This is a genomic window from Moorena bouillonii PNG, assembly GCF_001942495.1.
Lineage (GTDB): Bacteria > Cyanobacteriota > Cyanobacteriia > Cyanobacteriales > Coleofasciculaceae > Moorena > Moorena bouillonii.
The window spans coordinates 4,129,420-4,142,312 of record NZ_MKZS01000001.1 but is presented as its reverse complement, the minus strand read 5'-3'; the positions used below and the strand labels follow the sequence as shown (position 1 = coordinate 4,142,312).

8 protein-coding genes and 1 pseudogene are annotated in these 12,893 nt (G+C 43.5%); 5 read left to right on the top strand and 4 right to left on the bottom strand.

All coding sequences use genetic code 11. The annotated features are described in order from the left end of the window. The first annotated feature begins 5 nt into the window (after positions 1 to 5). A pseudogene (locus BJP37_RS45065) lies at positions 6 to 918 on the top strand (Rpn family recombination-promoting nuclease/putative transposase). A gap of 246 nt (positions 919 to 1,164) precedes the next feature. Here BJP37_RS45065 and BJP37_RS36700 read toward each other — a convergent pair. The 3 genes from BJP37_RS36700 to BJP37_RS16925 all read right to left on the bottom strand — a co-directional run bounded on the left by BJP37_RS36700 (position 1,165) and on the right by BJP37_RS16925 (position 5,582). Further along, entirely contained in the window at positions 1,165 to 3,393 is a 2,229-nt protein-coding gene (locus BJP37_RS36700) for a substrate-binding domain-containing protein (RefSeq protein ID WP_143727648.1), read from the bottom strand. A gap of 330 nt (positions 3,394 to 3,723) precedes the next feature. After that, positions 3,724 to 4,710 carry a DUF1822 family protein gene (locus BJP37_RS16930; RefSeq protein ID WP_075900482.1) on the bottom strand — a complete coding sequence of 329 codons (987 nt, stop codon included), beginning with the start codon at positions 4,708 to 4,710 and terminating at the stop codon, positions 3,724 to 3,726. Then, a complete protein-coding gene (locus tag BJP37_RS16925; RefSeq protein WP_081431229.1) occupies positions 4,707 to 5,582 on the bottom strand; it encodes a hypothetical protein in 876 nt (291 codons plus the stop codon). Before BJP37_RS16925 ends, BJP37_RS16930 begins: the two co-directional genes overlap by 4 nt. 1,094 nt (positions 5,583 to 6,676) lie before the next feature. Between BJP37_RS16925 and BJP37_RS16920 the strand changes: the two genes are divergently transcribed. Then, on the top strand, positions 6,677 to 7,039 hold the full coding sequence (locus tag BJP37_RS16920; protein WP_075900480.1) for a response regulator transcription factor: 363 nt from the start codon (positions 6,677 to 6,679) through the stop codon (positions 7,037 to 7,039). Positions 7,040 to 7,146: 107 nt separating this feature from the next. Here BJP37_RS16920 and BJP37_RS16915 read toward each other — a convergent pair whose 3' ends face one another. Beyond that, on the bottom strand, positions 7,147 to 8,460 hold the full coding sequence (locus BJP37_RS16915) for a response regulator (RefSeq protein WP_075900478.1): 1,314 nt from the start codon (positions 8,458 to 8,460) through the stop codon (positions 7,147 to 7,149). Between the two features lie 139 nt (positions 8,461 to 8,599). Between BJP37_RS16915 and BJP37_RS34530 the strand changes: the two genes are divergently transcribed. The 3 genes from BJP37_RS34530 to BJP37_RS39350 are packed head-to-tail and all read left to right on the top strand — an operon-like array spanning position 8,600 to position 12,892. After that, positions 8,600 to 9,544 (top strand): chemotaxis protein CheW, encoded by a 945-nt coding sequence (locus BJP37_RS34530; RefSeq protein ID WP_081431228.1) that lies wholly within the window; start codon positions 8,600 to 8,602, stop codon positions 9,542 to 9,544. A gap of 23 nt (positions 9,545 to 9,567) precedes the next feature. Next, on the top strand, positions 9,568 to 12,672 hold the full coding sequence (locus BJP37_RS16905; RefSeq protein WP_081431227.1) for a GAF domain-containing protein: 3,105 nt from the start codon (positions 9,568 to 9,570) through the stop codon (positions 12,670 to 12,672). A gap of 58 nt (positions 12,673 to 12,730) precedes the next feature. Further along, positions 12,731 to 12,892 carry a hypothetical protein gene (locus BJP37_RS39350; protein ID WP_158069622.1) on the top strand — a complete coding sequence of 54 codons (162 nt, stop codon included), beginning with the start codon at positions 12,731 to 12,733 and terminating at the stop codon, positions 12,890 to 12,892. The last annotated feature ends 1 nt before the right edge of the window (position 12,893 follow it).

The window sequence follows — 12,893 nt, the reverse complement described above, 5'->3', positions numbered from 1 at the left end:
ATTGTATGGCAAAACCTGTAGATATTGGTAGCAAACGCCTAATCAGTCTCGCTCCTAATGCTTGGGTGCAATGGGTAACCGGTAATCCCCAAGTGCGGGCATCTCAGTTACTTGATGCTGAGTTTCAATGGATTAGTCGCGAAAGCGATGTGATTGTCAAAGCAAAGAGTCCTGAACACTCCGAATTTCTGATTCTCAATGAATTACAACTACGGTATGACCAGAACATGCCTCAGAGAATGCGCAATTATGTTGCCTTAGCTGAGGAAAAATACAACCTATCCGCTTATCCAGTATTAATTAACATCTTGCCGCCCCCATCCACAGTCACAATCGTTGACTGTTACGACCAGGAATTCATGGGATTAAAAGCCCCTGGGCGATTATCGGGTAATTAATCTCTGGGAAGTAGAGGCTGAATTAGTATTAGAACAACCTTTGCCTCCCCTATTTCCATTTGTCCCGATCTTATTTGGAGGTGGTAGTGAATCAAAATTGCCCTCAGCGGTGCAGGCTTTACGAGCAGATCAAACCTTGAATCAACTAGAACCGTTGTTAGCTTTTTTTGCTAGTTTTGTCCTAGAGATACCCTTAATTCAACAAATCATGAGGTGGGATATGACAGTATTACGAGAATCACCCTGGTATCAAGAGATTTTACAAGAGGGTCTTGCTCAAGGAATTCAACAAGGGATTGAACAAGGCATTGAACAAGGGATTGAACAAGGGATTGAACAAGGAATCCAACAAGAACGTCGAGGGAATTTAGAGCGCATCCTTAAACTGCGATTTTCAGAGATTCCTGTCGAGATATCCGTCAGAATTCAAGCCTTAAATCTTGAACAATTAGAAGAGTTGATGGCCACAGCATTAACCGTTAACTCCCTAGATGAGTTTACTCAACATTTGCCCAATTAATTAAATAAGGCCACACCCCACCTCGACCGTGGGGTGGGTTTTCCTCTTGATTTTAGTTCTCCCAAAGTGACAGAACAGAGATAGAGCGTTTATCGTATTTATGAGGTACAGTATTGATGCAGCGCATCCCTATTCCCTATTATCTCTTCCCTGTTCCCTGTTCCCTGTTCCCTGTTCCCTGTTCCCTAAAATCCCGAAATTGTGTACCTCATAGCTATGATAAATGCTAGAGTTGTGATTGCTGAACTAACGTCTCGGAATATAGCCAGCTTCTTCAATCAGCTTTTGTCCTTCATCTGTTAATAGCAAGTTGACATAGGCTTCCCCGGCTCGCTCATCTCCTTGACCATCTTGTTTGATTATTACAAACAGACGACGGGTGATCGGATATGTCTTGGTTTTAAATGCCTCACTATTCAGTTGATTGCGTCCTTGTTGAGGACAATTTTCTGTTGGGATAAGTGGGGGTTTATAGGGAGTAATAAAAGAATCAGTTTTGGATATCCTCAGAGGTAGAGGTTTTACTTTACACTGATCAACAATCTCAGGAGCCGAAGCATAGTAAATAGCACCTTTCGTTTCAGCTACCTTCCTCACGGCTTGAGTAGTCGTTGGGATAAAACTAACCTTTTGACTAAAATCATCTCCTACTAAAATAGTCTTGCGAAAGAACTCAGTAGTTCCACTTTCATTAGGGCGAGAGTAAGGGGTAATCTTTAGATTGGGACCACCGACTTGACGCCAGTTTGTAATTTTCCCGGTATAAATAGCCTTGAGTTGCTCGGTTGTTAAACCTTTAATAGTTAGGTCAGGATGAACAGCAATAGCAATAGCATCACTAGCGACTTGAACCTGCTTAAGTTTAAATCGTCTATCGTCAGCCTCTTGGAACTCACTTTTTTTAATTGGTCGTGAAGACAGCACGAAAGAAATTTGACCATCTAGCAACATTTTGATTCCAGTTTCTGTACCCGGTGGTAGGGTAGGATGGTGGTAGTAAGTCAAGTTAACCTTAGGAAAAACTTGTTTTATCCTTGGATCTACTTTACGGCGAATCGGCACCCAAGATGTGCTACCACTGTAAACCCATGTTCCTGAAGGAATTTTATCAACATCAACATAAGCAAAACACGGAATAGGTTGGGTTCCATTCTGTTTATGGTTTGAGGCTTGGTCAGGACAAGGCTTTGATTGTGTCGTTAGTATTTCCTTTGATTTTAACCATAACCCAATCCCAAGACAAATTGCTACTATACCTAGTAAGGTTACTACTAACTTAATTGGTAAATTTTTAGGTGAGATAGAAGGTGGCTCAGATTGTGGCTCAGATCGTTGCTCAGATCGTTCCTCAGATGGTGGTTTATAAAGCTTTTGCCAAGTTAGTGGCTGCTCTAATGCGGATTCCCTAATACAAAGGGTTGGCAACCACATAGCACCTGGATACTGTAAATTAAAATGTTCCAGGTGTTTTCGTGCTGTATGAACCGAAGCAAAAAGAGATTTTTGACTGGTAAACTCCTGGAAAAAATACTGTAAGAAAGCGATCGCTACTGGATCGGGGACAGGTTCTCGCATCACAATAGTACGAGGAAGGTTTAACTTCCCTAATTGGTTAGCTAACCCCAAACCATCACAGGAATTAAAAATAGCTAGCTGTAATCCTTTATCTATGGATGCTTTTAGGGAATTTTTGAAATCCTCAATACTTAAACTATCTTGGTCATTCAGCTCAATCCAACCAATTTGGCCATCTTGATCTGAGCCACTGTGACCGGTAAAAATAAAGATATGGTAGCCTTCTGTTTCCCAAAGGGCATCACATAACTCCCTGATACTAGGCTGCATCAGATAGATTACCTCTGCTCCTTTTTCTTCTAATTCCTGGATTAGGTTGAGATCAGCATTAGTATTGATATTGTCACTCCTACCCACAACCAGCAAAATTCTGACTTTGGAGCAGGCTTGAGCAGGAATGATTTTATCCTTAGGGCGACCTCTGACCCTTAAGGCAATTTCCACCGGTGAGAAGTGATCTTCAAATAACTGCCACTCTTGCCAAGGAAAGTAGCCCAATTTAATGTCTTGAGAATCCAATAGTACTCTGGTTTCTTCTTCAGCAAGCTTAAATTGACTTCCTATAGAAATTAAGTTATCCCGGATTTGCTGCCAGTCACTATCGCCAGCATTGAGCCATTCATTCAAGTATAATTTCACATCCTGAGTGGTGTTAGTGGGAGAAGAAACTCTCACACCTTTGGGTTTGATGCGAAACCCAGTTTGGTCAGGATTAATCGGTGAGCGTACTTGTTCCACTTCTCGATAATCTGACCGCCATTTGGTGAATGATTTATTTAAGTTTTCTGGGAGGGGAGGTAGACAGCCATCAAAGGTGTCAAATTCCCTAGGAATAGAAGTGACTGTGGTATGGAATCCACCTTCGGCACTTCCCACTAGTTGGAGCTTGACTATAATCATTTTTTTTGTGTTGAACTTGGCTTCAGCTGTAAGCATATGCGCTACGCGCACGCGTGCGCGTTCAGCGGTCAGCGGTCAGCGGTCAGTGGTCAGCAGTCAGCTGATGTAACAGAGATTAAGCCAATGCTTACCTGTTTTATTCAAAAGATGTAACTCAGCATTATTCCAATGCTTACCTGTTTTATTTAAAAGCACCATCTGTAGCACCATCTGTAGCGCTAATCGCTGATAGCACCTCAAGTAGCGTGCGCGTAGCGCTAATCGCTGATAGCTGATAGCACCATCTGTAGCACCATCTGTAGCGCTAATCGCTGATAGCTGATAGCTTACCTAAATTATAAATTTTTCCGTGATACTTATATCTCCCAATTTTAATCTGACACTAAATCGTTCCTGTGGTTGGCAACTGAAATCAATATGGATCTTGTCGTTAGTTTTTCCAGCTTGAGTTTTCATACAAGAATTGCCCGATTCATCAAGTAAATTAACCTGCAAATCTGGTGGTAAATACATTGAATCACCCGCAGGATATAGCCTCATAAAAATATCGATATCTTCAGTATCAGGAGGTTGGAAATTCACTTGCAGCAGCAGGACTACTCCTTGACCAGCTAAGTCCATTAGCTTGGCTCGCATGGTTGATCTGTCATTACCCCTTAAAGCCTCTATCCTCGGTTCTTGCATGGAGCGCCGCTTGAGACCTAACTCAGATCCTCTGAAGGCAGTAACCGTTTTGAAACTAGACCTGTACCTATACTGAGGTAAAAGTGATGCTGGTGGTTGCCAATCTGCCTGAAATATTTCTTCAAACCATTGGCTTATTCTCACCGATTTCTTAATCCAATCAATCTTGTCAATTAGTGTATCGAGAGATTCAAGCTGTTCTAGGGGTAAAGGGTCTAGGGATTTAGCGATCGCATGATACGGAGCAAATCCCAATAACTCTACCTGGTCTAATTGCTCACTGAACTGCACTGCCACATAGCCAATCCGGTCTTGGGTCACTTCTAGTGGCACATTCAAGGTTGACTGACCTGGTAGCACTGGACGACATTCCAATTTACCAATGTTGGGCAAAACCAAATCAGCTACATCAAACAATGCTCTCAAACCCGGATTCCAACAATCACTTTGAGCAAGATTACTGGGAATATTGAGCCATTTAAGATAGTTGTTAATAGCATAAACTGCTAAAGTATTTAAATAGACGTGTTTTCCCTTGCGAGGGGTGGTTTGTTCAGCAGCAAACTGTGCTGCATAACTATGAGCGTATGGGCTAAGAGAAACCTTAATGTTAGTTGATTCTGTAATAGTCATGGTTGATGTCCAAACGTTTTACCAATATCTTGCAGTTTCGGCAGGCATTTTTTCTTCCAGTGAGAGTAGAGAGTTTGTTGGTTAGCCTTAAATTCTCTAGCAATGTCAGCAATTCTCTGGGGTGGTTCTTGTACTAGCAACCGGATTGCTAATAGCTGACAATGACATTCGGGATAGTTGCGGGGATGACAACCGATTAGTTTCCCATCTGGATCGTTTTTAATTTCTGCGAGAATCCCTTGACTTAGACGCTGGCGTTCAGCTGTCTGGATTGCTTCAATGTAATCATCCAGTTTACTCAAGCAAGGTTTAGGGTCTGGCAATCGGTCTTCTAGAGTCCTTGAATCCTCCTCACTGTTACCGATCGGTTGATTAGTGCTAATCTTTGGATAGTTACTATCTGAAATATATAAATCTCGGATGCGCCAGCGTAAATATCCGTTGATCCAGGTTACTAAGCTTTTTTCAACGGAGGTTGAACTTGGCTCAAACTGGTACAGATTGCGGATGACCCATTCCCAGGTTCGATTTAACGCCTCTAGATAGTCTACGTGGGAAGATTTGTAAATGCCAGGTAGATTTTGAACAACGATCAGGAAACGATTCAAGGCTTTCTGCCGCTCAGGACTTGGGTCCCGGTAGCGGGATACTTCTTCAATTAGGTTTCTTAGGGTTTCATCCACAGGAGTCTTTTTCCCCAGCTGCCCTGCCTTTGGCTGCCATAGTTGAGCAACACCAATGCAGCGATCGCAAACCAGGATACGAGAGTCTACATGGGTGAATTTTAACTGACTTTTAACTAACCAATTAAACTCCCAGTAGCTGCTATGACTGCTTATCGGCTGGATGCGCCCTGATACATAAACCACCATTGTTAATCCTCTCAATTGCTGACCCGCAGTTGTTCTAGCAAGCCTAGATCAATCAGAGGCTGGCTTTGGCTCATTGACCAGTGGGCAAGTGGGTAATGGTGCTTCACTATCATGACTAGTACTGTTTTTAACTTTCTATGTACTTATCAGCCCTAGCTGATCATTTTATGAATCCGATTTTTGGAACCCGAGCGGGTTGACTAAAAAAACTCTCCTGTGTGTTACTGCTCTGTAAAAAGCCCAAGAAGGCTTCTTGAATCAGGCTTTTCAAGGTTAGGCTAAGTTTGTGATAATATTGTGAGTTTTATAGTGTGAAGTTTCTATTAATATTTAATAGTCACGCTTCACAGATTATAGTTTTGTAATTATAATTACCTGATTTGAACATAAGCTACTAATCTAAAAAGCATTTTATTTTACTTTGAAAAAAGTAAAATAAAAAAAGGTTAATATAATCAATTTTTACATTGTTTTTATTTATATCGATAATATACAATTGCAATATTCAACAGCTTCTCCTCCCATTGCAGCTTATCGTTTCAGGAGTTATTATTTCCAACTATCTTATTAGTTGTAATAACATAGCAAAAAAAGATTTAATAAAAGACTTTTTTGCTATATCTATACATTTTAGATAAATAGTTTTTTAAGTCTTTAAAATTATTGATTGCTGACCTTTAAAAATCTCTTAATTTACTCCTGTGTTCCCGATTCCTTATTTCCTACTCCGAAGCTCCGAAGCTACCCTGGTAAGCATATGCGCTACAGATGGTGCTGCTTGAGGTGCCGTCAGCCGTCAGCCGTCAGCCTTGAGCTGATAGCACCATCTGTAGCGTGGCACAGGCTTCAAGGCTGGGACGTAGCGCATAGGCTGATACGCGACACGCTGATAGCTTACCTTTGAAGCTCCGAAGCTCCGAAGCTCCGAAGCTCCCCTGCTCTGGTCACCAGGGATATGATCTAATGCCCTTTGTTAGATCAGCTGAGTTGACCCTGATTTCACTAACTATAGCGCCAGGTAAACCCTGATCTGATTCAGTAATTCTACCCTTGCCATTAAGAAACTTTCTGTATAAGGTGCTATTCTATAAGATATGAAAACTGTTTTGGTGGTAGAAGATAGCGTAACAGAAAGACAGTACCTAACTCGCTGTTTGCAACAAGCGGGTTTGGGGGTTACTGGCGTGGCTAGCGTTGAGGAGGCTCGGGAAAAATTATCTCATCATACGCCGGATTTAGTGGTTTTAGATGTAATTTTGCCTGGTCAAAGTGGTTTTGAGTTTTGTAGAGCCCTGAAAGTGAATCCTCACACTAGCGAGATTCCTGTGGTGATTTGCTCCACCAAAGGTACTGAGGTGGACAAAATTTGGGGAAAGATGCTGGGGGCTGATGCCTACTTAGCTAAACCAGTGAATCCAGAAGAACTGCTGTGTACCCTAGAGGATCTTATTCAATAGTTATTGTTTGTGGACGGTTAACCGTTGACTGTTAACCGAAAACCATTGTAAAATCCTTGATTTCCCCCACCTCTAGACTCTTGCTTCACGTCCAGAGTCTCGCCTTTTTAAACTGGATTGGTCTTGGTGGGCGACGTTTTATGATACTTGCGCACCGTTGCCACTACTTTTTGATGGTCGATTGGTTTGCTCAGGAAATCAGTAGCCCCAACGATTCTGGCTCTCACCCGGTCTACAATACCATCTTTAGCCGTCAGAATAATCACTGGTGTATTGGCAAACATTGACACCCGGCGGATCTGGGCGCACATTTCGTAGCCATTAACAATCGGCATCACCAAATCCAAGAATATTAAATCTGGCTTATGTTTGAGTAACAACGGTAGAGCTTTGATAGAGTCTTGGATTCCTAGAAATCGATAACCTGCTGATTGAATCACGTCCTTCATAATTTTACAGGTTTGGGGGTGATCATCAATACAGACTATTAATGCCTGATCAGACTTCTTATGGGATTTTTGGGTTGTGGCTTTTTGGGTTTGGGATTTTTGGGTACTAGTGCCTGCCTTGCCGGGGAGATCTACAAAGTTGGGAGCGATCAAGTCAGGCAATTCTACTAGTTCAATCAGTTGTTTCTTAATATAAGGGTTTAGCGATCGCGTCAGCAGTAACACATCTCGTTTGAGCAGAGCTGCTATATCTCGCAGGGTGCGCTTACCGTTGATTAGGTTTACCAGATTTTTGTAGGTCGCCACTGAGGTTTGCTGTTCCAAAGCCGACTTTTGCAACAGCACCGGTGCTAAGTCAGGAGAAATATCCTCCAAACCCATTTCTGACCACTGCTGCCAGACCTGTTGAGCTTGCTTGATAGTTGCTTCTACCTCTAACATCCAGGTTTGTGGCAAAATCCCCTGCATAGAGGGACGTACTCCTAACTGGGCATTGAGCAAGAAATTGTCAGGCTTGTTGACCCTAGTTTCCATGGTGTTTGACGACACAGAACCATTACTGGGTTGAATTAGGGTTTGCTCCCGAGAAACTAAGGTTAGGCTCTGGAGGATATCAAATAATATTTCTGCCACAATGCCTTGAATTACAACTACAGTCTGTTGGGGGTTGATCATTCGCTTCCGTGCTAACAGCACCATCAACTGGTAGTCCCAACAGGACCCTGGCTCTATCTTTTTGAGGGCAATCCGATTAGGATTAATCTCAGGACAATGATAGATTATCTGCCGACGCCAACGCCTAGTGGGATGAACACTGCCAGATGCCCATACCAAACGGCCATAACTCAAGTAGAAGCTCCATTGCTGAGCAGTTGACACCTTCAGATCCAGCCGGCCAGTAAATTTTTCCTGACCGTAGCGTACTAGCTTAGCACTCAAGCTATTAGAGGTAGATTCAACCCTGGTTTTCATTGGTCCATAAATTCACGCAATTATAAAAACGTGAGCAGTCACTCTAACCAAAATTAAAAATTATTACAAATAAAGCTATTAAATACCTTGGAATTTATTTATCATAAATGTTTGATCATTTGGATAGTAACTTGTTGTGATGAGCAAAGAGCAGATTTCCAAGATAAGCAAAATTTTACAATTAGCTAAACAGGGAAACCCAAACGTCATCGCCGCCATGCTGAATCACAAACTTCAGCACGAAGGTATTATAGCTAAAGTTAAACTTCACGATAGCTGTTTATTGGTTTTACTCGAAGCAGACCCCGCTCCTAAACCAGGAGCCGTGGTAAGATTTATCTACCACACAATCAGCAAGTTAAAACCAAACTCAATTGATACCGTCAAAATTTTGGGCCGTAGCCTAACCGAGAAACAACCAGCATGGCGTAAACAAATTACACTAGAAAGCATTCCGGTGGTGCTTGACTTATCTACTTGGCTAGAGTCAGGCTCAACGGTAAGAACTAATCAAGTCGATTATTCTGTCTCCTGGCAGAAAAATGAACATAATTTCCAGGGTAATCAAGCTCAATTACCTCTCCCTACCTCCGTTAAGGTCAGTGTTGATGCCCAACTTCCCCCCCAGGAGAAATTTTTGCGCTTCCAAGTAGGGTCTGGTAATGGGGCGTTGTTACAGGTAAACTACATCCAAGCAATTCTGAATGTCTCGGTTGCTGAAATTTTGCCAATCCCCCATACTGCCGATAGTGTGATTGGGATTTACAACTGGCGTGGTGAAATGCTGTGGTTGTTAGATCTAAACTCTCTGCTAGGATTTCCTGGTGTTTGGCAACCCAAGGACATGCCGAGGACAAAAATCATGGTAATCGTACTTCAAGTAAACAGCAAACTGCTGGGACTGGTGGTTTCACAAGTGGAAGAAATAGAACAGCACCATTGGCAAAACTTACAACCCCCCGATCGATTATTGCCCCTCAGATTTGGACAATTTGTCAAAGCCTATCTTCCTGAAGCCAGTAGTATTATCTTAGATGCCCAACGAATTGTTCAAGCAGCACTTGATATAAAGTATGAAGTATAATTAAAATTTACGACTCTAGACAGATGTCAGAATCACAATGGGATGATAATGATTCAGAACTGCTATTAGAAAATCACAATCTCCTCAAGGAGGATACTCCGCAATTCTTTAACTCTGCTCGCCCCAACCTAGAGGGATTTAAGGTTAACCTAGACAGGCTAAAAACTGATCTAGAGCAACGCCGAAGGGTAGATAAATCAGACCTGAAAAAAAATTTGGAGCAATTTGAATCCTTTGGTCAGGAGGTTGAGCAGTTTACGGTAGGGGTGAATCTGGAAATTCAGCAATTGAAGCTTAGCTACGAAGACGCACTCCAACAACAGTTCCAAGCCCAGCATGAAAAATTGTTAGAGCTGAGCAGATTAATGAGTGAAGCTGGGGACTTGGAAACCTTACTGAACAATACAGTCAATGGGGTTCAACATCTTTCCCTTGCCGAGCGGGTGTTAATTTATCGCTTCAATTCTTCTCGCACCGGAATAGTTTTGGCAGAAGCAGTAGAACGGGGGTGGACTCCTGCGGTCGGGGAAACCCTAGATGCTACTGCTTTTGGGGCTGACTTGTCCACAGAGTATTTGCAGCAGTCAAGGGTAATTATCGATCAGGTCAGCAATGATTCCGTCACTCCCTACCAACTCCAGCTGCTGGATAAATTTCAAGTTCAATCCAGTCTAAGCTTATGCTTGCCCGTATCGGGAAAAGCTTGGGGTTTGTTGGTTCTGCAGCGATGCCTGGTACAGACAAACCAAGACAGGTCGGTTCCATCCTGGACTCCACAACAGATTAATTCCTTTCAGACTATTGCCACAGAACTATCCCTTCACCTAGCTAACCACGAGTTACGGACTCAGTTGCAACAGCAGCAGGCGCGGGAGGCAACTGTGGCGAAAGTGATTAACAAAATCCGCCGTTCTCTGGATATCAAGACTATTTTCCAGACCACCACTCAAGAAGTGCGACAGCTACTCAACACTGACCGAGCCGTTATCTATCGCTTTAATCCCGATTGGAGTGGTGAATTTGTAGCAGAGTCTGTGGCTGGAGGCTGGATTTCTCTGCTACAGAGCCAGACTAATAACCCCACCCTCAGGGCTGATATCAGCGAATGCAGCATCCAACAATTGGCTACTCAACCGATTAACCAGGTCGATACTTATCTTCAAGAAACCCAGGGGGGTGCCTATAGTAGGGGGGAAACCTACCGGGTGGTGGAGGATATCTACAATCAGGATTTCACCCCTTGTTATCTTCAAGTGCTAGAAAGTTATCAGGCCAAAGCTTATGTGATTGTAGCTATTTACCAGAATGAAAAACTCTGGGGATTATTGGCTACCTATCAAAACTCTGATCTCAGGCAATGGCAGGAGTCAGAGGTTAGCTGGATGCTGGAGATTGCAGCTGAGTTAGAAGTAGCATTGCAACACGCTGAGCTACTGGAGGCACAGCGGTTAAAGTCTGAGGAATTACATCAAGCAGCAGAACGGGAACGAGTACTGACTAAGGTCACGGATAAAATTCAACAATCCCAAGACTTGCGCACTATTTTTAATGTGACTACCAACGAAGTTCGTAAACTCTTAGGGGTTGACCGTGTTACAATATATCGCTTCAATTCCGATTGGAGTGGCTCCTTTGTGGCTGAGTCTGTGGCTAGTGGCTGGACATCCCTAATCCAGGAACAGACTAATAATCCCCTCATCAACAAAAATATTAGTGAATGTATCGTGAAAACGGTGGCTGGAAATACCCCTGAGCAGTTTAGCCAGGAAGCTCCAACCATCCGAGATAGCTATCTACAAAGCATCCAAGGCAATCTCTCTAGGGAAGAGAAACCCTTCTGGGTGGTTAGTGATATCTACGAAGGGGATTTTTCAAGTTGTTATATCGAGCAGCTAGAGCGATATCAGGCCAGAGCCTATACTATTGTGCCGATTTTCCAAGGGGATACACTGTGGGGTTTACTGGCTGCTTATCAAAATTCTGAAGCTAGGGATTGGCAAACGGAAGAGATTAATTGGATGCTTCAGATTGCCGCTCAGATGAGTGTACCGTTGCAGCGAGCTGAGTATTTGGAACAATTGCGATCGCAATCCCAAAAACTAGCAGAATTAGCATCACAGGAAAAGGAGGCTAGGGAATTATTCCAACAGCGTGCTATTGATTTGCTCACAGCTGTTCGACCTGCTCTAGACGGTGACTTGACCGTTAGAGCTCCGATTACCAATGATGAACTTGGGACTATTGCAGATGCTTACAACAACACCATTCACAGTTTACGGCAAATTGTGATCGAGGTACTCTCAGCTTCTGTGAAAGTCGCTGAAACTGCTACAGAGAGTGAAGCAGCAATTACTAAACTTTCTGAAGAAGCCCAGCATCAGTGTCAGGAGTTGACCCAAGCCATGGATCAAATCCAGAACATGGTTAACTCTACCCAAGCTGTAACCACTAGCGCCCAATCCATCGACCGAGCTGTGCAAGAGGCAAACCAAAAAGTAGCATCGGGGGAGACAGCTATGAACCGCACGGTGGAGGGAATTCTAGGAATTCGGGACAGTGTGGAGGAAGCCAGCCATCAAATTAGACAGTTAAGTCAATACTCCCAAAATGTTGACCGGGTATTGAATTTGATTAGTGATTTTGCTACCCAAACCCAGCTACTCTCCCTTAATGCTGCTATCGAAGCCACCCGAGCTGGGGAGTATGGTAAAGGTTTTGCGGTGGTAGCTGATGAGGTGCGCTCCTTAGCTCGACAGTCGGCCAAGGCAACTACGGAAATTTCTAATTTAGTTGCTGAAATCCGCACTCAGACTAGAGAGGTGATTAAAGTGACCGAAGTCGCGATCGCTCAGGTTAATACTGGCACAGAATTGGTAGAAGAAAGCAAGGGCAATCTAAATGCGATCGCATCAGCTACTGCTGAGATTAGCCAGTTAGTTGCAGGGATTACCCAGGTAACCCTAGCCCAACTCGAACAATCACAATCGGTTACCCAAACCATGAAAGAAGTTGCGGCCATATCCACCAATACCTCTGAAGACTCTGCCCAGCTTTGGGAGTCCTTCAAGGAATCCCTCACCACCATCGAAAAGCTACAGGCAGCTGTTGAGCAGTTTACTGTTAACTAGTTATAGCGCTATGGGTGGGGAGTGTGGGGCGGGGGCGCGGGGCGTGGGCGCGGGGAGGTTGGGGAGCAACTGGCGCTTTGAGATTGGTTTTAGGGGTTATTATTCGCTTTATTTATATAGCGTTGATTATACTGATCAGGTAAAGTCAAGTTTCTTCTCCCGACTCCCGACTCCCGATTCCCGACTCCCGACTCCCGACTCCCTACTCCCTACTCCCTAAA